Genomic DNA, 25,608 nt, shown 5'->3' on the forward strand with positions numbered 1-25,608 from the left:
TGCTTCGCGCCTTGTCCGCCCTACGTTCAGGGCTGCCTCAGGCCGGTTCGACCAGCATGCGACCGACCATTTCCATGTGCAGCGCATGGCAGAACCAGCTGCAGTAGTACCAGTGCAGACCGGGCTTATCAGCCGTGAAGGTGATAGACGAGGTCTGCTGCGGGCTGATCTCCATGCTTGCGCCGTGGTTGGTCATGACGAAGCCGTGGGACACGTCCTCGATCTGGTCGATGTTGGTGATGATCACCGTGACTTCGTTGCCCTGCTTCACCGTGAACTCGGTAATGCCGTACGCCGGCGCCATCGAGGTCATGTAGACGCGCACCTTGTTGCCATCACGGATGATCTTGTTTTCCGTGTCCAGATTGACGCCGTCTTTCTTGGCCATTTCCACCGTTGGGGCGAAGAAGGGGTCGTTGCGCTCCCAGATCTTCTTGGTACGGATCTGATCGCGGCGTACCAGGATGCAGTCGTGCGGCTCTGCATAGGTCGGGCCGTCGTGCACCAGCTTCATCTCGTCGCCGGAAATGTCGATCAGCTGATCGTTCTCTGGATGCAGAGGGCCGACCGGCAGGAAACGGTCCTTGGAGAATTTCGACAGTGCGATCAGCCACTTGCCGTCCGCTTCGCTGGTTTCGGTCAGCGAGGCGTGGATGTGGCCCGGCTGGTAGTGCACATCAAGCTTCTGCTTGATGTAGTTGACCTTCTCACCCTTGTAGGCGCGCGTCGCCTCTTCGATGTTCCATTTGACCACTTGGCTGTCGATGAACAGCGTGGTGTAGCCGTTGCCGCGTCCGTCGAAGGTGGTATGCAGCGGGCCGAGGCCCAGCTCGGGCTCACCTACGACCACGTCACGCGGATCGGCCAGCTTGCCGTCGAACAGCTCGGGCAGCTTGTCGATGGCGATGATGGTGGCGGTCGGCGACAGCTTGCCGTTGGCGATGAAGTATTTACCGTCCGGCGAGGTGTTCAGGCCGTGCGGGTTCTTGGGTACGGGGATATAGCGGGTCAGTTTGGACCCGTCGCGACCATTGACCACCGGCACCTTGGAGTCGCCGAGGGTGATGAAGTCGCCCGCCTTGATTGCCGCCTCGATGGCGGGAATGTCGAACACCACGACCCAGTCACGCTCGTTGCGCATCATGCCGCCCAGGTCGAACGCCTTTTCCGAGTTGTAGCAGGTGGAAGCGGCGAAGCGCCCGGTGTAATCGGCATCGGTGTTATCCAGGTTGCCATCGACGATGACCTGGAAGGCCATTTCCATCTTCTCGGCATCGATGACGTTGAACATGGTGTAGGCGTTTTCGCCGCTGATATCGAAGGTGCTGCCGTCATTGGGATGCGGAATCACGAACTCAGCGTTGGCGAACACGTACTTGGTGTGCGGCACCTTCTGCAGACGCAGACCGTGGATCGCCTGGACGTTGGGCACGGTGAGCATCTTGTCGCACTTCATGACATCGAGGCGGATACGCGCCACGCGGCTGTTGGCCTTGTCGTTGATGAACAGATACTTGCCGTCGTACTTGCCGTCGGTCATGGAGATATGCGGATGGTGGCAGTCACCGTTGAGGTACTTGGCGCTCTCGCCCATGATCGCGCGGCTTTCGTTGGTCAGGCCCCAACCAGTGGCCGAATCGACGTTGAACACTGGGATACGCATCAGCTCGCGCATCGACGGTACGCCGATCACGCGGACCTCGCCCTGGTGGCCGCCGCTCCAGAAGCCGTAGTAGTCATCCAGCTCGCCAGGCCCCACATGAATCTTCGATTTTGCGTCTTTCGCCGCAGCCGCGAAGGCTTCGCGGGTCATCACCGCGCCGCCGAACGCCGTGGCGGCAACCGCCGCGCCGGTCACTGCAGTCGCACCAAGGAAGCCGCGGCGGCTCAGACCGCTCTTTTCCAGCACCTCGGTGTTACCTTTTGCCTTGTCGCTCATGGTCAGCTCCTTTCGGGATGTAATTCCAACAGTCAAGTGAAGGGTTGTGTCTGGTTCAGGGTTCCACGACTTGCACGGGGATCAGCTGAGGCCCGACCGGCGCTTTCTTGCCGCGTTTAGCGCGCTTGTTCTTGGCGATCAGCGGTGGGCATTTGTTTTCGTTGAAGTAGGTCATCTGGCAATCCAGGCAGTAGTGGCATTCGTTGTGGTTGATATGCCCATCCGGATGAATCGCCTGCACTTCGCATTCGTTGGCGCAGAGCTGGCAGGGGTTGCCGCATTCCTTGCGCCGCTTGAGCCAGTCGAACAGGCGGAAGCGACCGGTGATCGCCAGCCCCGCGCCCATCGGGCAGACGTAGCGGCAGAAGACCTTGCGGGTAAAAATGTTGATCACCAGCAGGAACACGGCGTAGGCGACGAACCACCACTGACGGTCGAACTTGAGGGTGATCGCAGTTTTGAATGGCTCCACCTCGGCGGCCTTTTCGGCCATCGTCATGGATTCCAGCGAGATGCCGAACAGCACCAGCAGCACGATGTACTTGATCGCCCAGAGCCGCTCGTGAACGGTGAAGGGCACGTCGTACTGCGGAATCTTCAGCTTGCGCGCGGCCTCGTTGATCAGCTCCTGCAGCGCGCCGAAGGGACACAGCCAGCCGCAGAACACGCCGCGCCCCCAGAGCAGCAAACTTGCGGCGGTGAACGTCCAGAGAATGAAGATCACCGGATCGGTCAGGAACAGCTCCCAGCGGAAGTCCTGCACCAGCGCGTGGACGAAGGTCAGCACGTTGACCACCGACAGCTGCCCCAAGGCATACCAGCCGATGAACACCACGGTGAAGATCAGATAGCCATGGCGCAGCATGCGCAGGAAGTGCGGGTAACGAGCGAAGGTGTCCTGCATGAACAGGATGACCGTCAGCAGCGCCAGCGCGACCAGGATCACGCCGATCTGGAAACTCTTCTGGTACCAGATGTTGACCCACATCGGCCGGTTGGCTTCCTCGATGGCGGCCAGCTCCTCGGCAGTCGGCTGCGGGCGCTCGATGTAGTCTTCGGGAATCTGATAGGGCAGCTCGAAGCTGGTGAAGATGCCGTCCACCGGACCGGTCTGGCGACGCACCAGCAACTCGAGCGTCCACGGCGTGCCCGGATCGAAGCCAGTATTTTCGCGGAGGATGAAGATTGCCATTTCCTTGAAGTCCGGAATGCCTTCAGCGAACACGTCGTTGAGCCGCTGATAATCCATATCGCGGAAGCTGAGGATGTTGCCGAACTGGCGCACCTGCACCCGATCGAAGATGCCGCCGCGCACGTAACCCGAGCCCTTGAACGAGTATTCGCCGCTGCCGAGCACGGCGATGGCGTGTTCGCCCGGCTTGAGGTCTTCCATCAGGAAGCGGTACTGATTGTCGCCCAGCAGGTTGCGGCCGATGGTCGGCGGGTTCAGGTGGAGGGCGTAGAGGTCGATGAATGTATCGTCGACTTCCTCGGCGGGCGCCTCGTCGATGCCTTCGGCCTTGGTGCCTTTGAACGCCTGATTGATATCGCCATGGGTCAGATGCAACCGACGAATCGCGCCGTTGCCGGTCAGCTCCGCCCAGGTGGCGGGCTGGTAAACGTCTTCGCGGACGATGGCCGGCTTCTGCCTGGCGTCGAGGTTGCTCTTGACCAGACCGAGAGACGCCGCCACTTCATGGGCGGAGCGCATGACGATTTCGTTGACCACCATCACCGTCACGGTTGCGCCCGTCACGGCATCGACGGTCACTGCGCTCTTGTCGCTGGAACGCCCCACCACCACACGCTGATCGGCCTTGATGCCGGCGTATTTCGCGGTGAAATCATGCAGCTTCTGCTCGGGAATGCCGATCAGCAGGATGGGCTCGTGGTGCTCCAGAACGTAGGCATCGACGATGAGGCCCTCACGATCGAGCAGCACCTGCATGTTCAGCGGCTTGCCGGAATAGGCCGGAATGTCGGTGACGTTGACGCTCTGAAAGGCATAACCGTAGACGGTGCCGGCGCCATCGGTGAGGGTGCGCACCTGATACTCGCCTTCGGGCTCGGATATCTGGGTTACGTTCGGGAAGAACAGCTCGATGCGTTGTTGCTCGGCTTCGTACTCTTTGGCTTGCAGCGTGAGGCTGCAGACCATGAGGAACACTGCGATCAGCAGGTACGCCCCCCAATTGCCGGCGATAACGGACGTACTGCGTTGGGGCTTCATGAGCACTGTTCCACTTCCAGCAAGGAATGTAGGAAGCATGGTAGTGACGCAGCCCAGGCCTACCCTTGACCGCGATCAACCTTACCGCTGACGACTGATTTCTTGAGCCATGTCAACGAAGCGTCCAGTGCCCTCTGTTGCCCCTCGAACCTCAGCGATCTTGACTAGCATCCATGCCGTGCAGGCTCCGGCGGAGGCCTCGCGCTAGACGAGGCTGCGTTCCCCTAAACGGACCCGTTCAAGCTCGGCCAGGCGGCGTGAGATAGGCGGCGGTGGCGCCTCGGGTGGCTTCGCTGGCCTTGATCTCCATCTTCGCGATGCTGCGCAAGTGCACCTGATCCGGGCCGTCGGCGAAGCGCAGCGCGCGGCCACCCGTCCACATGTCGGCCAGCGGGGTATCCGGGGTCAGGCCCATGGCGCCGTAGACCTGGATGGCGCGATCGACGACGCGAATGTGCATGCGCGGCACCAGCGCCTTGATCATGGAAATCTCCTTGCGAGCCGCCTTGGCGCCCACTTCGTCGATCATCCAGGCGGTCTTCAGAACCAGCAGCCGCGCCTGTTCGATCTCGATGCGCGACTCGGCGATCCAGTCGCCGACGTTGGAATACTGCTGCAGATATTTGCCGAAGGCCTTGCGCTCCTGAGCGCGCTCGACCATTAGCTCCAGCGCCAGCTCGGCCATGCCGATCGATCGCATGCAGTGGTGGATGCGACCCGGCCCGAGGCGCGCCTGGGCCATCATGAAGCCGTCGCCCTCTTTGCCCAGCAGGTTGCGCGCCGGCACCCGAACGTTTCTTAACAGCAGCTCGCTGTGGCCCTCGGGGGCGATGTGATTCATCACCGGAATGTTGCGCACCAGCTCGACGCCGGGCGTGTCGAACGGCACCAGGATCATGCTTTGCTGGTGATGGGCTTCGGCGTCGGGATCGGTCTTGCCCATCACGATCAACAGCTTGCAGTTGGGATGCGAGGCATTGGTGATGAACCACTTGCGGCCATTGATGACGTAGTCGTCGCCATCGCGGCGGATCAGCGTCTGGATGTTGGTGGCATCCGACGATGGCACGTCCGGCTCGGTCATGGCGAAGGCCGAACGGATCTGGCCTTCGAGCAGGGGCTTGAGCCAGCGCTCACGCTGCTCAGGACTGGCGAACAGGTGCAGCAGCTCCATGTTGCCGGTGTCCGGCGCGTTGCAATTGAACACTTCCGAGGCCCACTGCACGCGCCCCATGATTTCCGCCAGCGGCGCGTATTCGAGGTTGCTCAGGCCCATGCCCGGCTCGTCCGCGCCAAGTGACGGAAGAAACAGATTCCACAAACCTTCCGAGCGCGCCAGCGCCTTCAAGTCTTCCATGAAGGACACCGGATACTGCCCCGCCGCGACCTCATCGTGCCGGGCACCGATACGCGGCACGATGTACTGATCCATGAAGGCGAGAAGTTGCTGGCGCAGCGTCTCCACGCGCGGGCTATAGGCGAAGTTCATGCGGTACCTCTGCCGATCCGGATGTGAAGCATCCACCTTAGACGCAGCAGCCGGGAAGGCAACGAAGGTACAGCGGCTGAATTGGCGCCAATCAACGGCACGCGAAGCATATGCGCCGTTGATCAAAGTCATTCTTCGTCTGCCACGAACCTGCTAACGCGACATCGTCGTTCGCGGTAAACGACGGAAGCGCCTTCGGCGATTCATCTACAAAGCACCTGCGATGTCCAGTCAACGTAGGTTGGATTAGCCGAAGGCGTAATCCGACGATCCGAAGGCGAACATCGCGGGCTCCGGTAGCTCGGAATAGCAAAATGGTGGGCTAAAGCCCACCCTACGGTCTATCCGGTAGCGAATTCGCCATGCTGTAGGGTAATCCGACGATCCAAAGGCGTAACCCGGTGGATTACCAATGCAGGTAAAACATCGCCTTGGCCAGCAACACGATGCCGATCATCTGCAGGAAGATCGCCCATTGGATGCGCCGATAACGCGCTGGCGTCATGCGTCCGCTGCGCAACAGCATGGCGACCATACCGAAGGTGAAGAACACACCGATCGCCAGCAGGATTTTCAACGAGAGCAAGGTTGCGAAACTGCTCGCAAAAGGATTAGCCAGTGCATGACGGTGATGCCAGGCCAGACCGATGCCGGCGCCATAGACGAACAGCACGACCCAGTGCAGCACCACTCTCAGGCGCGCACCGACGGCCTTATCAACGCTCTGCATCAGATTCGGCTCGATCTGCTGGCGAACCTGATGAAGCACCAGCACCTCAACGAATAGCGCGCCGATGAAGAAAATGGCCGCCAGCAGGTGAATCACATGCAACAGGGAATAGCTCATCGCGGCTCCTTCGGTTCCTGCCGGCCAGTTTAGGATCTGTCTCCGCTTCGCTGTAGTCGCTTACGGCATCGAAGATAGCCGCCCGTACTCAGCGATTCAGCGCCGTCAGCTTGGCGCCATCACGCTCGACTTGCTGCCCGACAACGAAGCCGTTCGCCGAGCTCCGCACCTGGGACTGGCTGCCATCTTCGGCCTCGATTATGTAGAGCGTCTGATCGAGACCGGCCGCCTGCTGCGCCCCTTGACCAACGAGATAACCCAGCCCGCCGCCAATCAATGCGCCGATCGGTCCGGCTGCCGCGCCCAGCATGAAACCACTGAGCCCTCCAAACCCGCCGCCCACGACTCGATCCTGGCGAGCCTCCACGACCTCATCGGCACCCGCCAGCGTACTGGTCAGTAACATTGCACCGGCAACCAAAGCGACTAGATTCTTCATGTGATGCTCCTTATACGCGTTATGTTTCCCTTACTCTTAGTCACGAAGCGTGCCGCTTTTTAATCTTTATTAATCAATAAGATGCAATATAACGGGTTATATAAACCTTGCCTTTAAGGGTATTTACTACCTGTATATAAGTATTTTTAACCCTAATCCGATTTAGTTCCGAAACCTTAGGAGGCAGGCGATGATTCTTTGCAAACGCGCCTATGAGGCCTGCGAAACCCGCGATGGATACCGCGTTTTGGTCGACCGCCTCTGGCCACGAAACCTGCGCAAGGAAGACCTGGCGCTGGACAACTGGCTGCGGGAACTGGCGCCCTCGGCGGCGCTGCGCCAAGCGTTCAAGCATGATGGGTTGGGCTTCGATGCCTTTCATGAGCGTTATCGCCAAGAGCTGGCCGCCCACCCAGAGCACTGGTGGCCGTTGCTGGACATCGCCATGAAGGGCCCGCTGACGCTGCTTTACGCCGCTCGCGACGAGCAGCAGAACAATGCGCGGGTGTTGGCAGAATGGCTGGAGGAAGAGTTGGAGCGCCGCGGTGCGCCGAGCTCGCCGACGTGCTATGCCGGCGAGCGGATGTCGTGAGGTCCGTCGCGACGGCGACGGACGGAACAGCCTTAGTGTTTGCGATTCACCGTCAGCGCCGCACGGATGACGTCGGCGCCAATCTCCGCTTCATAGGACTGCCACACCGGCATCATCTTCTCGCGCCAGGCCTGGCGCTGCTCGGGCGTGAGGGTAATCAGCTTGCTGCTGCCGCTCGCGAGGATCCGATCACGGTCGCGCTGGTTAAGCGCCGCCGCTTCGCGATTCACCGCCTGGGTCACTTCGAGGATGATGCCTTCGAGCTCTGAGCGCACCGCGAATGGCATGCTCATCCAGAACTTAGAACTGGTCACCAGCATGTAATTGAGCACACCGTGATTGCTCTCGGTGATGAACGGTTGAACCTTGTGCATGTTCTGGCTGGCGATGTTGGACCAGGGGTTTTCCGCGCCCTGCACCACACCACTTTGCAGCGACTTGTATACGTCGGCGAAGGGCAGTACCACCGGCTTGGCCCCAACCGCGTTGAACTGCGCTTCCAGCACCGCCGATGGCTGTATGCGGAAGGCGAGCCCGCTGGCATCTTCGGGCAGGCGCAGGGCCTGGGTGGAGGAAAACTGCTTCAAGCCGTTGTTCCAGTACGCCAGGCCATAGATGCCGGAGCCGGCCATCGAGCGCAACAATTCACGGCTCATCTCGCGCTGCTGGAACCGCTGAACCGCCGCCTGATCGTCGAACAGGAACGGCAGATCGAATACCTGCAGCTTCTTCGTGTACTGGCCGAATTTGGACAGCGAAGGCGCAAGGATCTGAACTTCGTTGTTCAGCAGCGCCTGCATTTCGTCGGCATCGCCGACCAGCGTCGAGTTCGGATACACCTCGACCTTCACCTTGCCGGCCAGGCGCTCGTGGGCCAGCTTCTGGAACAGCAACGCCCCCTTGCCCTTGGGCGTGTCATCGGCCACCACGTGAGCGAACTTGATGACGAAGGGTTCCCCTTCAGCCGCTGTAGCCGGGGCACTCAACCAATACAGGGCTACGACCAGCGCAGCGACACAAGACTTGAACATTTGTCCCCCAAATAGGAAAAGCTCGACCTCGGCGCCTCGTAAGCACCGTTCGAGTGGTTTTATCGATCGTGATCGGACCCAACACGCGCGGTCGGTCCATTTCAACGTGAATGGCCCGCTCATCACGGCAACGGAGCGCCGGCGGCTGGCCTTTATTGGAATGAGGATCGTGAAACACCGATGCTAGAGCGGTATTTCACGAAAGGTGGGAGTTTTCGGCATAGGCGCACATGACACAAGCGCAGGAAGTCCAACCAGCTCTCAAAACGGCATATTGCATTTATCGGACTGACCGAACTTTCACACCGCCAAGCACTTCTACTGGCCAACAGAAAGCCAACGGCCAATGCCATGAACCAACGCTCGCCGAACCCGCAACCCACGATTGTCGACTGCCTGATCATTGGTGGCGGCCCGGGTGGACTGACCGCAGCGCTTTACCTGGCGCGCTTCCGGCGCAGCTGCCTGGTGGTCGATGCCGGTTCCAGCCGCGCCTCATGGATCCCGCGATCGCACAACTACCCGGGCTTTCCACCGGGCATCAACGGCAATGATCTGCTGGTAAGGCTGCGCGAGCAGGCCAGCGGTTACGGCGCCAGGCTCGAACACGGCCGGGTCGAGCACATCGAGCCGCATGCGGAGGGTTTCAGCGTGCGCTATGGCGATCAAAGTTGCGTGGCCCGGCGCATCATTCTTGCCACTGGCATCGAGGACACGCTGCCGGATATGCCCAACGTCGAGCAGGCCATCGCCGAAGGCAAAGTGCGGCTATGCGCCATCTGCGACGGCTACGAGGTAAAGGGGGACAACGTCGCGGTCTATGGTGAAGCAGAGTGCGCCATCGGCCACGCGGTGTTCCTGCGCACCTTCAGCGATCGCGTCACCGTCGTGGTGCATGGCGAGCAGGATGCCTGCGATCAGGCCATCGCCCTGGCCGAGCATTACGACATCCGCCTGATCAGCGATCGCGTCGAGGCCCTGCGCCCTTGCGAGACCGGCATCGAGCTGATCACCTGCAACGGTGACGTCCACCATTTCGACATCATCTACCCCAGCCTTGGCGCGCGTTTTCGTTCTGATCTCGCCCTGCAATTGGGCGTGGATTGCGACGAGTGCGGCGGCGTGCGGGTCGACGATCATCTGCAAACCTCGATGCGCGGACTCTATGCCATCGGCGATGTGACCATGGGCCTGAAACAGATGAGCGTCGCCATCGGCCAGGCCGCCCAGGCAGCCACCGCGGTGCACAACAGCCTGGAAGCCAAACCCTGGGGCGGACCGAGCCGATAACGGCGCCGCGCCGGCGATGCCTTCAGCTCGGCAAGCAGGCATACTTCGGGCCTCGACCGAGGCCCGAACAGCATGCGCATCCACGTTACCTTCATCGACCGCATCGGCATCACCCAAGAGGTGCTCGCCCTACTGGTGGCGCGCAACCTGAACCTCGACGCCGTGGAGATGGTGCCGCCCAACGTCTATATAGACGCGCCGGCGATCGATGCGCACGTGCTCGACGAGCTGCGCCAGGCGCTGCGCGGCGTACGGGGCGTGCAGGACATCCAGGTGGTTGGCATGCTGCCCGGTCAGCAGCGCCGCCTGCAGCTCGACGCGCTGCTGCACGCCATGCCGGACCCGCTGATGGCGGTCGATGGCGACGGCAAGATACTCATGGCCAACCCGGCGCTGATCAGCCTGGTCGGGCTCGACCCCGAAGGCCAATTCGTCGGCGAGCTGTTCGAAGCCCCGGAGCTGCAGGCCGCGATGCTCGAGCAGGGCTTTCGCCTGCCGATGCGCGAAATCATCTTCAATGGCCAATCCCTGCTGATCGACGTGATGCCGATCGCCGAAACACTCATGGCAGACGGCACTCAGCCGGCGGCCGGCGCCCTGCTCACGCTCTACGCACCCAGCCGTCTCGGGGAACGCCTGGCCGCGCTGCACCCGCACCATGCGGAAAGCTTCGATGCGCTGCTCGGCGACTCGCCAGCGATCCGCACAATCAAGGCCCGCGGCAAGCGCGTCGCGGCACTCGATGCGCCCTTGCTGATCCAGGGCGAAACCGGTACCGGCAAGGAATTGATCGCCCGCGCCTGCCACGCCGCCAGCCCACGCAGCAACGCGCCCTTTCTCACGCTCAGCTGCGCGGCCGTGGCGGAGAACCAGGCCGACGGCGAACTGTTCGGCTATGCGCCAGGCGCCGCGAACGCGGCTCAGCGCAGCGGCAAGCCCGGTCTATTGGAGCTGGCCAATGGCGGCACGGTTTTTCTCGACGAGATCGCCGAGATGTCGCCTTACCTGCAGGCCAAGCTGATGCACTTTCTCAGCGAGGGCAGCTTCCGGCGTATCGGCGGTGAACGCGAAATTCGCGTCGATGTGCGCATCCTCAGCGCCACTCACCGCGACCTGGAACAGCTGGTTGGTGAGGAAACGTTCCGCGAGGATCTCTTCTACCGGCTCAACGTCCTCAACCTGAACGTCCCACCGTTGCGCGAGCGCGGCGAAGACATCCTGTTGCTGGCCCGGCACTTCCTGCTGCAGGCCTGCACTCAGATCCAGCGCCCGCCATGCAGGCTTGCGCCCTCGACTTACCCGGTGTTGCTCGGCAACCCCTGGCCCGGCAACGTGCGACAGTTGCAGAACATCATTTTCCGCGCCGCGGCGATGTCCGACAGCGGCATGATCGGCCTCGACGACCTGGATATCGCCCGCACCAAGCTGGCCTGCCAGGACGATGAAATCTCCAGCCTCAGCGAAGCCATGGACGCCTTCGAACGCTCGATCCTGGAAAAGCTCTACACGAGCTATCCCTCTACCCGGCTGCTGGCGGCGCGGCTGAAAAGCTCGCACAGCGCCATCGCCATGCGCCTGCGCAAGTACGGTATCGGCGGCTAGGATTTGCAAGCACACCACTCTCCGTAGGGTGCGCTCCGCGCACCGCAAAGTAGTGCGTTCGCTTGCCCCTAGATCCTTCCCTCAGTCCCGATCGGTGCGCGGAGCGCACTCTACAAGCGCTGGCCTTTCGAGCCCAGACATCAAGCTGAGCTGCCGTTAACGTAACCTTTGGGAACAGCGCTTTCGCTCGGCCTGTGCACATTCGCCTCAGCGATCATCACCCACCTGTACTTCTATCGATACGCCGTACCTAAACCAATACAGGCGGCTTTTCTCAACCAATCTCGCGCTACGCGATACAGCTGTATCGAATGTAATACAAAGAGCATCAACGCTCAGTTTCTACTTATTTTTAACTTACTGATTTACAACGAATTCCATAAAAGCTGGCATCCCGCTTGCGTCGTTGTCACACATGGAGTCCGAATGGCCTGGTCGTTTCGCTAAAGAACATAGCTCAGGCCAGTCAGAAATCCGGACAAGTGCCTCGCCGCACCCCGACACGCCGTAAACCACAAGAACAAACGGAGTCGACATGCAATTCCTCAATGATCTGGTCAATAAAATCAACGCGCTGGTATGGGGTCCGCCGACTCTGGTGCTGGTCTTAGGCACCGGGCTGTTCCTGATGATCAGCCTCAAGTTCATGCCTTGGCGCACCATTCCACGCGGCTTTCGGCTGATGTGGCAGGGGCGCAAGAACGAGCCCGGCGCCGAGGGTGAAATCAGCCCGTTCCAGGCGCTGATGACCTGCCTGGCGGCCACCGTCGGTACCGGCAACATCGCTGGTGTGGCGACCGCCATCTTCCTCGGCGGGCCGGGTGCGCTGTTCTGGATGTGGTGCACCGCGCTGGTGGGCATGGCGACCAAGTACTGCGAGGTTGTACTGGCCGTGCATTACCGCGAGAAGGACGACCGCGGCGAGCACGTTGGCGGCCCGATGTATGCGATCAAGAACGGCCTGGGCAAGAAGTGGCTGTGGCTCGGCGGCGCCTTCGCCATCTTCGGCGGCCTGGCCGGTTTCGGCATTGGCAACATGGTGCAGGTCAACAGCATGGCCCATGCCATGGAGACGACCTTCGGCGTACCGATGTGGATCACTGGCGTGGTCTCGATGGCCATCGTCGGCATGGTGATCCTCGGCGGCATCAAGCGCATCGGCAAGGTCGCCGCGTCGCTGGTGCCGTTCATGTGCGTGGCCTACATCATCGCCGCACTGGTGGTGTTGGCGGTCAACTTCGAAGCCATTCCTGGCGCGTTCGCGCTGATCTTCGAATCCGCCTTCAACCCGGTCGCAGCAACCGGCGGCTTTGCCGGCGCGGCGGTGATTGCGGCGATTCGTTTCGGCGTGGCACGCGGCATCTTTTCCAACGAAGCAGGCCTCGGCACTGCCGGCATCGCCCAGGCCGCAGGCACCAGCAAATGCCCGGTTCGCTCCGGCCTGATCGGCATGTTGGGCACGTTCATCGACACCATCATCATCTGCTCGATGACCGGCCTGGCGATCATCTGCTCCGGCGTCTGGACCAGCGGCGAGAGCGGCGCGGCATTGTCGGCGGCCGCCTTCGAATCGGCGATGCCCGGCTTCGGCGGCGCCATTCTGACCATTGCGTTGGTGGTCTTTGCCTTTACTACCATTCTCGGCTGGAGCTATTTCGGCGAAAAATGCTGGGAGTTCCTGGTGGGCACCAAGGCTATATGGCCGTTCCGGGTGGTTTGGGTGCTTGCCGTGCCCTTCGGAGCAGTGGCGCAGCTGGACTTCGCCTGGCTGGTCGCTGACACCCTCAACGGCCTGATGGCGATCCCGAACCTGATCTCGCTGCTGCTGCTGAGCCCTGTGGTTGTCAAGCTGACCAACACCTACTTCGCCGAACGCAAAACCCAGGAAGCGCTCGCCAGCGTTCCTCAGTGAATCAGCGTCTAAGCTGATAACAGCCCCAGGTACCTTTTGGTCCCTGGGGCTGTCGTTCTTCTAGCCGAGCATTCTTCATGTCCCTGAGTACCTTTGATCTGTTCAAGATCGGCATCGGTCCCTCCAGCTCACACACCGTCGGCCCCATGAGCGCGGCGGCACGGTTCGCCGCGGGCCTGAAGCAGGACGGCCTGCTGGATGCGACCGAGCGCGTGCGGGTCGAGCTGTATGGCTCGCTCGGCGCAACCGGCAAAGGCCACGGCAGCGACAAAGCAGTGATCCTAGGCCTCGAAGGCGAGCAGCCGGAACAGGTCGACACCACCCGCATCCCGGAACGTCTGGCGGCGATTCGCAAAAACGGCACCCTGCGGCTGCTGGGTGAAAAGCCAATCCGCTTCGTCGAGAAGGACCATTTGGCGATGATTCGCAAGCCGTTGGATTTTCACCCCAACGGCATGGTGTTTCGCGCCTTCGACGCCGCCGGCCTGCAGATCCGCAGCCGCGAGTATTACTCGGTGGGCGGCGGTTTCGTGGTCGACGAAGAGGCGGCCGGCACCGACCGCATCGTCGAAGACCGCACGCCCCTGCCCTACCCCTTCCGCACCGCCCGCGAGTTGCTGGCGCTGTGCGACCAACACGGGCTGTCGATCAGCCAACTGATGCTGGCCAACGAAGCGGCCTGGCGCCCGGAAGCGGAAACCCGCGCACGGCTGCTGCAAATATGGCAGATCATGCAGGACTGCGTGAGCGCCGGCTGCCGCACCGAAGGCATCCTGCCCGGCGGGCTCAAGGTCGAGCGCCGCGCCGCCCGGTTGTATCGCCAGCTCAGCGAAAACCCAGAAGCCAACCTGCGCGACAGCCTCAACGTGCTCGACTGGGTCGATCTGTACGCCCTGGCCGTCAACGAGGAAAACGCTGCCGGCGGCCGGGTGGTGACCGCACCGACCAACGGCGCCGCCGGAATCATCCCGGCGCTGCTGCACTATTACGTGCGCTTCGTGCCCGGCGCCGACGAAGACGGCGTGGTGCGTTTTCTGCTCACGGCGGCGGCCATCGGCATTCTCTACAAGGAGAACGCCTCGATCTCAGGCGCCGAAGTGGGTTGCCAGGGTGAAGTGGGCGTCGCCTGCTCCATGGGCGCAGGCGCGCTGTGCGAGGTGCTGGGCGGCACGCCGCAGCAGGTGGAAAACGCCGCTGAAATCGGCATGGAACACAACCTCGGCCTGACCTGCGATCCGGTCGGCGGGCTGGTGCAAGTGCCCTGCATCGAGCGCAATGCCATGGGCTCGGTGAAGGCCATCAACGCCGCCCGCATGGCCCTGCGCGGCGACGGCAGCCACTTCATCTCGCTGGACAAGGTCATCCGCACCATGCGCCAGACCGGCGCCGACATGAAGAGCAAGTACAAGGAAACCGCGCGCGGCGGGCTGGCCGTCAACATCATCGAATGTTGAAGCGATAGAAGCGCTTGGGGCATTCCAGCCTACGGAAAGCGATTCGCCGATCCGCCATGCCCCGTCAACGGAGGCTGGATTAGCAGAAGGCGTAATCCGAGGTTCCGAAGGCGTAATCCATAGATTGCAATAAGTGACTTCCCCCCTGCCGGCTGCCCGCAGAAGAAATCGCCGTGACGAAGCTTTATCATCCTGCGGTTCGTGGCGAAAAAGGGACATATTTCGCCGCACCACTGTCCTTAACACAGGCGCCCTGCCGTCAATGGATCGTCACACAGAGGAACCGATGAGTAACCCCAATGAACCATCGACCCCGAAGAACCTGAGCGTGGCTCGCAGCACCCTGGATTTTCCCGTGGTCGGTATCGGTGCCTCAGCCGGTGGCCTCAAGGCTCTCATGAGCCTGTTCGAACAGATGCCCAGCGACAGTGGTATGGCGTTTGTGGTGATCATGCATCTCTCGCCGACGCATGAAAGCAACGCCGACAGCATCCTGCAAAACAAGACACGCATGCCGGTGATTCAGGTGACGCAACCGGTGCCCATCGAGCGCAACCGGATCTATGTGATCCCGCCGGCCCTCGACCTGTCGATGAATGACGGCTATCTGCGGCTGACCAAGCCCACTCGCGAACGCGGCGTGCAGGTCGCCATCGACCTGTTCTTTCGAGCGCTGGCCGACGTCCATCACACCCACGCTATCGGCATCGTATTGTCCGGCACCGGCGCGGATGGTTCGGTCGGCCTGTCCCGCATCAAGGAACAGGGCGGCGTGACCATGGCGCAGTCTCCCGACGATGCCGAATACGACTCCATGCCGCGCAGCGCCATTGAAACCGGCATGGTCGATATCGTGCTGCCGGTGCTGGAGATGCCCCAGCGGCTGATGGAATTGAGCCGCAACATGCAGACGATGGTGCCGCCGATCGAGTCCCCGGCTGCAGCCGAACAAGCCTCAACGCACACGCCGACCCAAGCAAGCGAAGCGGCCCTGCGCGACATCCTTGGCCTGCTGCGCAGCCGCACTGGCCATGATTTCCGCCACTACAAGCAAGCCACCGTGTTGCGGCGGATCGAGCGACGCCTGCAGGTCAATGCCGTCCACGACATGGCCGGCTATGCCCAACTGCTGAACGACCGGCCAGAGGAAACCCCGGCGCTGCTGGCCGACATGCTGATCGGCGTCACCAACTTCTTTCGCGACCAGGAGGCCTTCGAAGCGCTGGAGCGTGACATCATCCCGCAGCTGTTCGAGGAAAAGGCCTTGCTCGGCGAAAGCGACGCGCTGCGTATCTGGTCCGCCGCCTGCTCCACCGGCGAGGAGGCCTACTCGTTGGGCATGCTGTTTACCGAGTACGTCGAACGCAACGGCCTGCGCGCCGATGTGCAGGTCTTCGCCACCGACATCGACGACCAGGCGCTGGAAATCGCCCGCGCCAGCGTCTATCCCGAAGCGATCGTCACGGACGTGCCACCAAACCGGCTGCAGCAGTACTTCACCAAGGAACAGAACCGTTATCGCCTGCGCAAAGAGCTGCGCGAGCGGATCCTGTTCGCTCGCCACAACATCCTGCGCGACCCACCCTTCTCGCGGCTGGATCTGATTTCGTGCCGCAACCTGCTGATCTACCTTGACCGGGACATCCAGAGCGAAGTGCTGCGCATGTTCCACTTCGCCCTCAACCCTGGCGGTTATCTGTTTCTCGGTAACTCCGAGACGGCGGACATCTGCTCGCATCTGTTCGCCCCCGTGGACAAGAAAAACCGTATTTACCGCGCCCGGGATATCGGCAACCAGCGACGCGTGCCGATGCCCTCGTTACAGAACTTTTCCACCGCCTCGCCCACTCGCGATTCCGGCGCGGCGATGGCCCGTCGCAGCAAATTCTCCTTCGCCTACGCTCATCAGCGCGCACTGGAGCAATACGCGCCGCCCAGCGTGATCGTCAATCATGAGTCGGAAATCGTCCACATGTCCGACCGTGCTGGCCGCTTCTTGCGCTACGTCAGCGGTGAACCCTCGCTCAACCTGGCGACCCTGGTGCAGCCCGAGCTGCGGCTGGCACTGCGTAGCGCGCTGTATCAGGCCGTGCAAACCGGCAAGTGCATCGAGGCCAGGCGCATCAGCCTGGAGCGCGAGGGTCGCCACTTTTTCATCGATATGACGGTACGCCCGTTCCGCGACGATGAAGCTGGCGCCGACTACCTGCTGGTGCTTTTCGATGAAATCGAGGATCCCTCCGATAAGCGCGCCGCGACATCACAAGGGGACGCCAACGACAGCGAGCTGACGCAGCTTCAAGTCGAGCTGCAACAGACCAAGGAGCAGCTGCAGCTGACCATCGAGCACTCGGAGACCTCCAACGAGGAGCTGCGCGCATCCAACGAAGAACTGCAGGCCATCAACGAAGAGCTGCGCTCGGCCAGTGAAGATCTGGAAACCAGCAAGGAGGAGTTGCAGTCGATCAATGAAGAGCTGATCACAGTCAACGCCGAGCTCAAGAGCAAGGTCGACGAAACCAGCAAGATCAACGACGACCTGCAGAATCTGATCTCGTCCACCGATATCGCCACGCTGTTCGTCGACCGCCACATGCGCATCAAGTGGTTCACCCCGCGCGCCCAGGACATCTTCAACGTGATCGGCAGCGATGCCGGCCGCTCGCTGCTCGACATCACCCACCGTCTCGATTACCCAACCCTGTACAGCGACGCCTCCGAAGCCTTCGGCGAGCTGCAGCTGGTCGAGCGCGAGGTCAGGAGCCACGAAGACAAGTGGTACATGGCGCGCTTTCTGCCCTACCGCACCACCGACGATCGCATCCAGGGCGCGGTGCTGACCTTCATCGACATCACTGCCCGACGCAACGCCGAGGAGCGCGCGCGTGCTGGCGAAGCCCATATGAAACTGCTGGCACAGAGCATGCGCGGCTACGCCATCATGACCACGGACCTGCAAGGCAAGCTCACCGCCTGGAATCCTGGCGCCGAATCCATTTTCGGCTACAGCAAACAGGAAGTGATTGGCCAATGCATCGACCTCATCTACACCGCAGCGGACCGTGAGGTCGGCATCCCCGAGGCCGAGCGCAAGCGTGCACTGGAGCAGGGCCAGGCCGCCGACGAGCGCTGGCACATGCGCAAGGATGGCTCGCAGTTCTTCTGCAGCGGCCTGGTCAATCCGCTGGTCGACAATAACGGCGATGTGATGGGGTTCGCCAAGATTGGCCGCGACCTCACCGAACAGCAGCGGATCAACAACCTGCGCACCAGCGAATTGGAAAGTATCCAGGCCGCGAGCCTGCAGAAGGACGAATTCTTCGCCGTGCTTTCCCACGAGCTGAAGCATCCGCTCAACCTGATCCAGCTCAACACCGATCTTATTGCCCGTTCGCAGGTCGTCAAGAACGCTAGTAGCCTGTCCAAAGCCACGCAGTCGATACAAAGCGCGGTGCGCAGCCAGTCGCGGATCATCGACGACCTGATGGACGTCTCGCGCATGCGCACCGGCAAGCTCAAGCTGAACTTCACCACGTTGCACTATCAGGAATTGCTCAAAGGCATCGAATCGGTATTCCTGCCGCTGGCAGAGGGCGAAGGCGTCACCTTCGAAAGCGTCATACCCGAGGAGCCGGTGTATATCCACGCAGACCCGACGCGCCTGGAGCAGATCATCTGGAATCTGCTGAACAATGCCTGGAAGTTCACCAAGGGCGGCGATCGCATCTGCCTGCAACTCGAGCGCGAAGGCGATCAGGCCCGCCTGGATGTGATCGACACCGGCATGGGAATCGCCGAAGAGTTCCTTCCCAAGGTGTTCGACATGTTCGGCCAGGCCGATATGCAGCACGCGCAGCGCTCCAAGCATGGCCTGGGAATCGGGCTGGCGCTGGTCAAGCAACTGGTCGAAGCCCACAACGGGCGCATCGAAGCCCACTCCGAAGGCATTGGCCGGGGCGCGCGCTTCAGCGTCTGGCTGCCAATCCACATGCAGACCGAACTGGAGCTCAGCCAGCTGGCAGATGCCGAAATGGGTGGGCTGGTGGGTATCAACATCCTCCTGGTGGATGACTCGCCCGACATTCTCGACACCATGTGCGAACTGCTGGAAAGCGAAGGCGCCACGGTCACCACCGCCGATGGCGGTGCCCAAGGCATCGAATTGGCCGAGGCGACGCGCTTCGACATCATCATCTCCGACGTCGGCATGCCGGGCATCGACGGCCACAAGATGATGAACGAGATACGCCACGGCGACACCAACGCCACCACCCCAAGCATCGCCCTGACCGGTTACGGCACCCTGCGCGACGTGGAAAAGGCCAAGGCTGCAGGCTTCACCCAGCACCTGCGTAAGCCGATCGACCTGCAGGCATTGATCGATGCGGTGACTCAGGCGGTGCATTGAGGCCCGCCTCGGTACTGCCCATAGGTTCAGCGCCCTAGTCGTCCGATGACTAGCAGCCATCGCATCGCTTCCATTCTACAAAGCGACGCATGATCGCGCCGGATCAAGCAACCTACTTTGCTAGCCAAATGCCATAGAAGATGCGAGCTAAGGCTTTCCGTCCCACTATGTGGGCTGCTCGTTACATCTTTTTAGCTGCGAGGAGAAAAAGCGTCGAATGACATTGCAATACACCTAGTCATATGATGTCTTACATCTCGCAGTTCCTTCTACAACAATAATTCGGAGATCAACTCATGGCCCGCTCGGACGCCATTGATAAAATCGTTCCCGCCCACTCGTCCTCGCGACTGGGAAAAATCGTCAAATTGCTCGGCCCCGGTATCATCGCCGTGCTCTCCTGGCTGGGCGCCGGGGATCTGATCACCTCGTCTGTTGCCGGCGCCAACTATGGCTACGCGATGATGTGGGTGCTGGCCGGTTCGCTACTGCTGCGCTTTCTGATCGTCAACATGATTGCGCGCTTCCAGCTCTGCAATAACCAAGGCATGACCATCCTTGGTGGCTATGCCCAGCTTCACCCGGCGTTCGCCTGGTTCATGTTCGTCTACGCGCTGTTCATGGGACATCTGATGAACGCCTACATGATCAAGGGCGCCGGCGAAGCTCTCTCTACGCTGCTGCACATCGACCGTCCGCTGCTCTGCTCGGTCGCCGTGGTAATCGGCGTCTGGCTAGTGGTCGGGCGCAGCATTTACGCACTGATCGAGGGTGTGATGAAGGTGCTGCTAGCGATCATGACGCTGGCCTTCCTGTCGCTGGCCATCATGGCCGGGCCGGACGTCGGCGGCATCATCTCCGGCACCTTCGGCTTCAGCATCCCGAGCGACCGGGGCGTGCATGGCGCCTTGCTGGTGGCCGTCTCGGTGATCGGCGCGGTCGCCGGCTCGATCGCCAACTTCGTGCACCCCTACGTTATGAAGGAAAAGGGCTGGACCGGGCCGCAGCACAAGCGCATGCAGCGCAACGACCTGCTGTTCGCGGTGTTCATCGGCATCCTGATCAACCTGGCGATCTGGGTGGTCGGCGCGGAAATCCTGCGGCCCAACGGGCTGAAGGTCGAAACGCTCGACGACCTGGGCGCAGCGCTGGAAATGTTCTTCGGCCCGGCCGGCTGGTATGTGTTCTTCATCGGCGTGTTTGCCACCCTGTTCGCTAGCGTGGTGGGCAAGACGACCGCCTTCCCGATGCTGATCGTCGACGCCCTGCACTACTCGGCACCGTCCCGCCGTGCGCGCTATGGCGAGAAGTTCCAGAGCGATCCGCTGCACAAGTGGTTCATGCTCTTTGTGCTGGTCACGCCGCTGGTCTGGTCACTGCCAGGCATGCCCGACTTCGTGACGCTGACCATCGGTGTGAACGCGCTGAATATCGTGGGCCTACCGATCATCTCGATCGGCCTGCTGATCATGTCCAACCAGAAGAAGCTGCTCGGCGAATATCGCAACAACCTGTTCGAGAATATCGCTCTAGGTCTGGCGACAATCCTCGCGGTGTGGGTCGCCATCCAGCTCGGAACCGATTTGCTGGCGTGACTGTGATCGCGGCGCGGGTGGCTCTGACGGCCCCCGCGCTCACCGCATCGTATGCATTACCCCCCACCGCCGCGCGTGCTGCCGATGCCGTATTCACGCAATTTGTTGGCCACGGTGGTATGCGACACGCCCAATCGCTTACCTAGTAGGCGACTGCTTGGGTGGCGTTGGTAAAGCTCTTCCAGCACGGTTTTCTCGAAGCGGCCAAGGATGCTGGAAAGATCGCCGTCCAGGGAAAACTCACCCAACGGCTGCGGCGCGCCGTAATCAGGCAAACGAATGTGCTCCGGCTTGATCACCCCGCCCTCGCAGAGTGAAACCGCCTGAAACAGCGTGTTCTCCAGTTGCCGCACGTTCCCCGGCCAGTGATAGCCGGCTAGCCGCTCCAGCGCTTGCGGCGACAGGCTCGGCAGCGCGCAGCCGATCTGCCGGCTGGCCTGATCGAGAAAGTGCAGCGCCAGCGGTTCGAGCCCGTCGAGGCATTCGCGCAGCGGTGGGATGTGCAGCGACAGCACGTTGAGCCGGTGATACAGGTCCTGGCGAAACTCACCCTTGGCGCAGAGCTCGGACAAATCCAGCTGCGTGGCGCAGACCACCCGCACATCCAGATACACCTCCTCGTCGCTGCCTACCCGGCGGAAACAGCCGTCCTGTAGAAAGCGCACCAGTTTGGCCTGTAGCCGCGTACTCATCTCACCGACGCCATCGAGGAACAGCGTGCCGCCGGAGGTCAGCTCCAGCAGGCCGAGTTTGCCTTCCGGGCGCGCGCCTTCGAAGGCGCCGGGGCCGTAGCCGAACAGCTCGGTCTCGGCCATGGACTCCGGCAAACCGGCGCAGTTGAGCGCCATGAACGGCGATTGCCCGCGCGGGCTGGATAGATGGCAGGCGCGCGCCAGCAGCTCCTTGCCGGTGCCGGTCTCGCCCTCGATCAGCAACGGTGCATCCAGCGGCGCCATGCGCCGCGCCTCACGAACCACCGCAGCCATCACTTTCGAGCTTTGGAAGATACTGTCGAAGCCGCGCAATTCTTGTTTGCGCACGTTATAGATACGCTCACCCACGCGGTCGGCGCGGTGCAGCGTCAGTACCGCACCGGCCAGGGCTTCGCTGTCGTCGTGCTCCGATTGCAGCGGCGCGATGTCGGCGAGGAACACGTCGCCCTTGATGGTCACCCGCAAGCCGTTGATGCGCGCTTTGTTCGCCCGCACCAACTCCGGCAGGTCGAAGTCCTCGGCGTAGCGCGACAGGCTCATGCCCGGCACCTCATCGACGCGCACGCCCAGCAACTGGGCAGCCGCGCGGTTCGCCGCGACGATGGCGCCGGCCATGTCGATCGACAGTACCGGAAACTCCAGTGCGCCGAGCAGCGCATTGAGCTCCAGCGAATGCCGCTCGCTTGGCATCAGGCCGACCTTGCGCACCTCGAACACGCCCTGCAGCGCCTCGATCTTCGGGCGCAACGCCTGCAGCTGAAGGTTCATCAGATTGGGGCAATGCAGGTAGACCGCATTGCCATGCTCACCGCCCACCTCGCCGCGTGCGACGTTGATGCCGTAGTCGACCAGCAATTCGAGCATGTCTCGGAGGATACCGATGCGGTTCTGGCAAAGAATCCTGATTCGCATGTGAACCTGTCCCTTTTCGTTTCGGCCGCAACTTTCTGCTGCTCGCTCTTGTTTGTCGTCAAGATTATTTGACAGTTCTGCTGTTCGACAAGGCGATAGAGTAGTTAATGCGACGATTCGTAAGCGTTTCTTTACGAATCACCCGAACCATCCCATCAAGAGCATCTACCAAAGCACTTCCATACGCTGCGCTGCCGCTATCAGATGAAGGGCATCCAAAACAAAAAAGACTCAGGCGGCCACCCCGCTCAGGAGGTCAGATGAAAACCACGAAGTACGTTGCCCGAGAACCAGACGCGCACGGCCATATTCATTACCCCGACGCCGAACACGCCGTCTGGCAGACCCTGATCGAACGCCAGCTGAAGCTCCTCGACGGGCGCGCCTGTCAGGAATACCTGGACGGCATCGAGCAGCTTGCCCTGCCCCACGACCGAATTCCGCAGCTGGACGAGATAAACCGCGTCTTACAGGCGACCACCGGCTGGCAGGTGGCGCGCGTGCCGGCGCTGATTCCTTTTCAGACCTTTTTCGAACTGCTGGCCAGCAAGCGCTTCCCCGTCGCGACCTTCATCCGCACGCCGGAAGAACTCGACTACCTGCAGGAGCCCGACATCTTTCATGAGATCTTCGGCCACTGCCCGCTGCTGACCAACCCCTGGTTTGCCGAATTCACCCACACCTATGGCCAGCTCGGCCTCAAGGCCAACAAGGAAGAGCGTGTCTACCTAGCGCGGCTGTACTGGATGACCATCGAGTTCGGCCTGGTTGAAACGCCAGCCGGCCAGCGCATCTACGGTGGGGGCATCCTGTCCTCGCCGAAGGAGACGCTCTACTGCCTCTCCGACGAACCCGAGCATCAGGTGTTCAACGTGGTCGAAGCCATGCGCACGCCCTATCGCATCGACATCCTGCAACCTGTGTATTTCGTCCTGCCGGAGCTGAGAAGGCTGTTCGACGTCGCCCATGAAGACATCATGGGCCATGTGCGCACCGCCATGCAGCTGGGCCTACACCAGCCGAAATTTCCGCCGAAAGCGGCATGACGTGAACCGCACGGCGTAATCGTAGGGTGGGCTTTAGCCCACCAATGCCACATCTGGGCTAAAAAACGGTGGGCTGAAGCCCACGCTACGCGTCCACCTACAAGCCCAGACCATTAACAACGAACAACACAAGGACCGACCATGACCGCCCTCACCCAAGCCCACTGCGAAGCCTGCCGCGCCGACGCGCCCAAGGTATCCGATGACGAGCTGGCCGAACTGATCAAGCAGATCCCGGATTGGAACATTGAAACCCGCGACGGCCACATGGAGCTGGAGAAGGTCTTCGCGTTCAAGAACTTCAAGCACGCCCTGGCCTTCACCAATGCCGTCGGCGAGATCGCCGAGGCCGAGGGCCATCATCCCGGTCTGCTCACCGAGTGGGGCAAGGTCACCGTGACCTGGTGGAGCCACTCGATCAAAGGCTTGCACCGCAACGACTTCATCATGGCCGCGCGCACCGATGAGGTAGCCAAGACAGCCGAGGGCCGCAAGTGAAACAGTTCAGCGACGTGGCGCGGGTCCCCGGCGACCCGATTCTCGGTCTGCTCGATGCCTACCGTGCCGACCCGAACCCGGCCAAGCTCGACCTGGGCGTTGGCGTCTACAAGGACGCCCTGGGCCTGACGCCGATCCCCAAGGCGGTGAAGCTGGCAGAGCAGCGGCTGATCGACAGCGAGCAGACCAAGAGCTACATCGGTGGCCATGGCGATCCTCTGTTTGGCGAGCAGCTTCTGCGTCTGGTCCTGGGCGAAGGCTCGCCAGCCCTGGTTGAGAACCGGGCCGGCTGTACCCAGACGCCCGGCGGTACCGGCGCGCTGCGGCTGGTGGGCGATTTCATCGCCAAATGCCTGCCGGGCCGTAGCCTCTGGCTCAGCGACCCGACCTGGCCAATCCATGAAACTCTGTTCGCAGCGGCCCAGCTAAAGGTCGAGCACTATCCCTATGTGAACGAGCAGAACCGGCTGGACGTGCCGGCCATGCTCGCCGCGCTGGAGCAGATTCCCAGCGGCGACGTGGTGCTGCTGCACGCTTGCTGCCACAACCCCACCGGCTACGACCTGGGCCAGGACGACTGGCGTCAGGTGTTGGAAATCGTTCGCAAGCGTGAGCTGTTGCCGCTGTTCGACTTCGCTTACCAGGGTTTCGGCGACGGGCTGAACGAGGACGCCTGGGCCGTAAGGCTGTTCGTCGACGCGTTGCCGGAAGTGCTGATCACCAGCTCATGCTCGAAGAACTTCGGCCTGTATCGCGAACGCACCGGCGCACTAATAGTGGTCACGGCGGACGGCGACTCGCTGATCGACGTACGCAGCCAGTTAGCCTCGGTGGTGCGCAATCTCTGGTCGACACCACCGTCTCATGGCGCGGCCGTCGTGGCGACGATTCTGGCCAATAGCGAGCTGCGCCAGCTCTGGGAACAGGAAGTCGCCGCCAAGCGCGAGCGCATCGCCGGCTTGCGCCAGGGTCTAGTGGAAGCGCTGCAACCGCACGGTCTGGCCGAACGCTTCGCGCATATCGCTCGGCAGCGGGGAATGTTCTCCTACACCGGCCTGACCGCCGCGCAAGTGCTGCGCCTGCGCACCGATGACTCGGTGTATCTGGTGGAAAGCGGCCGCGCCAATATTGCCGGACTGGATTCCGCGAGGCTGGATCAGCTGGCCGCAGCTATTGCGCGGGTAGTTTCAGACTGAGCCCAGCCACGGTGGAATGGGTGGGCGTCGGATGATGCCGTCGGACGTCGGATTACGCCTCCGGCTAATCCAACCTACGTTGACGGGGCGTCGCGAGTGCTCTGTAGGATGAAATCGCCGAAGGCGCTACCGTCGCTTGCTGCCCCGACGATGCACGCGGCCGTCGGATTTCTTTCCTGCCGAGCTTCGGATTACGCCTACGGCTAATTCGACCTACGTTGACGGAGCATTGTGGGCTGAAGCGCAACGCCGCCCGGCCCATCTACAGCTCACCGCTTTCAAAACACGGGTACCGCTGAAAAAAGACGAACGCCATCAATTCGCCAGCGCACCGCACTGATGCTTGTCGTAACATGGGTCGCCCGGCGATGAGCGGAGTCCAGCGTCAGTAAACGCGGCCGCTAATGTCACTCAA

The 25,608-nt window shown here is 61.6% G+C and carries 17 protein-coding genes; 10 read left to right on the plus strand and 7 right to left on the minus strand.

The window, feature by feature from the left end; all coding sequences use genetic code 11:
• Positions 1–37: 37 nt before the first annotated feature.
• The 5 genes from nosZ to E0D86_RS15250 all read right to left on the minus strand — a co-directional run bounded on the left by nosZ (position 38) and on the right by E0D86_RS15250 (position 6,944).
• Positions 38–1,939, minus strand: coding sequence for a TAT-dependent nitrous-oxide reductase (gene nosZ / locus E0D86_RS15230; RefSeq protein ID WP_131650874.1), 1,902 nt, complete (start codon positions 1,937–1,939; stop codon positions 38–40).
• 55 nt (positions 1,940–1,994) lie between these two features.
• A complete protein-coding gene (nosR, locus tag E0D86_RS15235; protein WP_371924080.1) occupies positions 1,995–4,097 on the minus strand; it encodes a transcriptional regulator NosR in 2,103 nt (700 codons plus the stop codon).
• 310 nt (positions 4,098–4,407) lie between these two features.
• Entirely contained in the window at positions 4,408–5,658 is a 1,251-nt protein-coding gene (locus E0D86_RS15240; protein ID WP_131650876.1) for an acyl-CoA dehydrogenase family protein, read from the minus strand.
• 406 nt (positions 5,659–6,064) lie between these two features.
• Positions 6,065–6,505, minus strand: coding sequence for a CopD family copper resistance protein (locus tag E0D86_RS15245; protein WP_131650877.1), 441 nt, complete (start codon positions 6,503–6,505; stop codon positions 6,065–6,067).
• 88 nt (positions 6,506–6,593) lie between these two features.
• Complete coding sequence (locus E0D86_RS15250) at positions 6,594–6,944, minus strand: hypothetical protein (protein ID WP_131650878.1); 351 nt, start codon at positions 6,942–6,944, stop codon at positions 6,594–6,596.
• Positions 6,945–7,134: 190 nt separating this feature from the next.
• Between E0D86_RS15250 and E0D86_RS15255 the strand changes: the two genes are divergently transcribed.
• On the plus strand, positions 7,135–7,536 hold the full coding sequence (locus E0D86_RS15255; protein WP_131650879.1) for a DUF488 domain-containing protein: 402 nt from the start codon (positions 7,135–7,137) through the stop codon (positions 7,534–7,536).
• A gap of 32 nt (positions 7,537–7,568) precedes the next feature.
• Here the strand turns inward: E0D86_RS15255 and E0D86_RS15260 are convergent, their stop codons facing one another.
• Positions 7,569–8,567 carry a TRAP transporter substrate-binding protein gene (locus E0D86_RS15260; RefSeq protein ID WP_131650880.1) on the minus strand — a complete coding sequence of 333 codons (999 nt, stop codon included), beginning with the start codon at positions 8,565–8,567 and terminating at the stop codon, positions 7,569–7,571.
• Between the two features lie 351 nt (positions 8,568–8,918).
• On the opposite strand from E0D86_RS15260, the gene E0D86_RS15265 reads away from it, so the two are divergent.
• From E0D86_RS15265 to E0D86_RS15290, 6 genes are all read left to right on the plus strand, one after another.
• Positions 8,919–9,857, plus strand: a complete 939-nt coding sequence (locus tag E0D86_RS15265; RefSeq protein WP_177493058.1) for an NAD(P)/FAD-dependent oxidoreductase — start codon at positions 8,919–8,921, stop codon at positions 9,855–9,857.
• Positions 9,858–9,929: 72 nt separating this feature from the next.
• Complete coding sequence (locus E0D86_RS15270) at positions 9,930–11,459, plus strand: sigma-54-dependent transcriptional regulator (protein ID WP_131650881.1); 1,530 nt, start codon at positions 9,930–9,932, stop codon at positions 11,457–11,459.
• A gap of 535 nt (positions 11,460–11,994) precedes the next feature.
• Positions 11,995–13,371 carry a sodium:alanine symporter family protein gene (locus E0D86_RS15275; protein WP_131650882.1) on the plus strand — a complete coding sequence of 459 codons (1,377 nt, stop codon included), beginning with the start codon at positions 11,995–11,997 and terminating at the stop codon, positions 13,369–13,371.
• A 77-nt stretch (positions 13,372–13,448) separates the two neighbouring features.
• Positions 13,449–14,825 (plus strand): L-serine ammonia-lyase, encoded by a 1,377-nt coding sequence (locus E0D86_RS15280; RefSeq protein ID WP_131650883.1) that lies wholly within the window; start codon positions 13,449–13,451, stop codon positions 14,823–14,825.
• A 286-nt stretch (positions 14,826–15,111) separates the two neighbouring features.
• Positions 15,112–19,233 (plus strand): CheR family methyltransferase, encoded by a 4,122-nt coding sequence (locus tag E0D86_RS15285; protein WP_131650884.1) that lies wholly within the window; start codon positions 15,112–15,114, stop codon positions 19,231–19,233.
• A 296-nt stretch (positions 19,234–19,529) separates the two neighbouring features.
• Positions 19,530–20,828: an Nramp family divalent metal transporter gene (locus tag E0D86_RS15290; RefSeq protein WP_131650885.1), complete on the plus strand. Its 1,299-nt coding sequence runs from the start codon at positions 19,530–19,532 to the stop codon at positions 20,826–20,828.
• Between the two features lie 56 nt (positions 20,829–20,884).
• On the opposite strand, the gene E0D86_RS15295 is transcribed toward E0D86_RS15290, so the two are convergent.
• Positions 20,885–22,453 carry a sigma-54-dependent transcriptional regulator gene (locus tag E0D86_RS15295; RefSeq protein ID WP_131650886.1) on the minus strand — a complete coding sequence of 523 codons (1,569 nt, stop codon included), beginning with the start codon at positions 22,451–22,453 and terminating at the stop codon, positions 20,885–20,887.
• A gap of 260 nt (positions 22,454–22,713) precedes the next feature.
• On the opposite strand from E0D86_RS15295, the gene phhA reads away from it, so the two are divergent.
• The 3 genes from phhA (at position 22,714) to E0D86_RS15310 (ending at position 25,193) form a co-directional block, all read left to right on the plus strand.
• A complete protein-coding gene (phhA, locus tag E0D86_RS15300) occupies positions 22,714–23,499 on the plus strand; it encodes a phenylalanine 4-monooxygenase (RefSeq protein ID WP_131650887.1) in 786 nt (261 codons plus the stop codon).
• Positions 23,500–23,640: 141 nt separating this feature from the next.
• On the plus strand, positions 23,641–23,997 hold the full coding sequence (locus E0D86_RS15305) for a 4a-hydroxytetrahydrobiopterin dehydratase (protein ID WP_131650888.1): 357 nt from the start codon (positions 23,641–23,643) through the stop codon (positions 23,995–23,997).
• A complete protein-coding gene (locus E0D86_RS15310) occupies positions 23,994–25,193 on the plus strand; it encodes an amino acid aminotransferase (protein ID WP_131650889.1) in 1,200 nt (399 codons plus the stop codon). Before E0D86_RS15305 ends, E0D86_RS15310 begins: the two co-directional genes overlap by 4 nt.
• The last annotated feature ends 415 nt before the right edge of the window (positions 25,194–25,608 follow it).

The sequence above is a fragment of the Pseudomonas sp. IC_126 genome (assembly GCF_004331835.1).
Taxonomy (GTDB): Bacteria; Pseudomonadota; Gammaproteobacteria; order Pseudomonadales; family Pseudomonadaceae; genus Stutzerimonas.

What these genes read in the sequence shown, in the direction of transcription:
- E0D86_RS15240 (WP_131650876.1), bottom strand. Translation starts at nt 5,658, where the DNA reads ATGAACTTCGCCTATAGCCCGCGCGTGGAGACGCTGCGCCAGCAACTT.
- E0D86_RS15290 (WP_131650885.1), top strand. Translation starts at nt 19,530, where the DNA reads ATGGCCCGCTCGGACGCCATTGATAAAATCGTTCCCGCCCACTCGTCC.
- E0D86_RS15255 (WP_131650879.1), top strand. Translation starts at nt 7,135, where the DNA reads ATGATTCTTTGCAAACGCGCCTATGAGGCCTGCGAAACCCGCGATGGA.
- E0D86_RS15265 (WP_177493058.1), top strand. Translation starts at nt 8,919, where the DNA reads ATGAACCAACGCTCGCCGAACCCGCAACCCACGATTGTCGACTGCCTG.
- E0D86_RS15275 (WP_131650882.1), top strand. Translation starts at nt 11,995, where the DNA reads ATGCAATTCCTCAATGATCTGGTCAATAAAATCAACGCGCTGGTATGG.
- E0D86_RS15280 (WP_131650883.1), top strand. Translation starts at nt 13,449, where the DNA reads ATGTCCCTGAGTACCTTTGATCTGTTCAAGATCGGCATCGGTCCCTCC.
- E0D86_RS15245 (WP_131650877.1), bottom strand. Translation starts at nt 6,505, where the DNA reads ATGAGCTATTCCCTGTTGCATGTGATTCACCTGCTGGCGGCCATTTTC.
- E0D86_RS15285 (WP_131650884.1), top strand. Translation starts at nt 15,112, where the DNA reads ATGAGTAACCCCAATGAACCATCGACCCCGAAGAACCTGAGCGTGGCT.
- E0D86_RS15295 (WP_131650886.1), bottom strand. Translation starts at nt 22,453, where the DNA reads ATGCGAATCAGGATTCTTTGCCAGAACCGCATCGGTATCCTCCGAGAC.
- E0D86_RS15305 (WP_131650888.1), top strand. Translation starts at nt 23,641, where the DNA reads ATGACCGCCCTCACCCAAGCCCACTGCGAAGCCTGCCGCGCCGACGCG.
- nosR (WP_371924080.1), bottom strand. Translation starts at nt 4,097, where the DNA reads ATGGTCTGCAGCCTCACGCTGCAAGCCAAAGAGTACGAAGCCGAGCAA.
- E0D86_RS15260 (WP_131650880.1), bottom strand. Translation starts at nt 8,567, where the DNA reads ATGTTCAAGTCTTGTGTCGCTGCGCTGGTCGTAGCCCTGTATTGGTTG.
- E0D86_RS15270 (WP_131650881.1), top strand. Translation starts at nt 9,930, where the DNA reads ATGCGCATCCACGTTACCTTCATCGACCGCATCGGCATCACCCAAGAG.
- nosZ (WP_131650874.1), bottom strand. Translation starts at nt 1,939, where the DNA reads ATGAGCGACAAGGCAAAAGGTAACACCGAGGTGCTGGAAAAGAGCGGT.
- phhA (WP_131650887.1), top strand. Translation starts at nt 22,714, where the DNA reads ATGAAAACCACGAAGTACGTTGCCCGAGAACCAGACGCGCACGGCCAT.
- E0D86_RS15250 (WP_131650878.1), bottom strand. Translation starts at nt 6,944, where the DNA reads ATGAAGAATCTAGTCGCTTTGGTTGCCGGTGCAATGTTACTGACCAGT.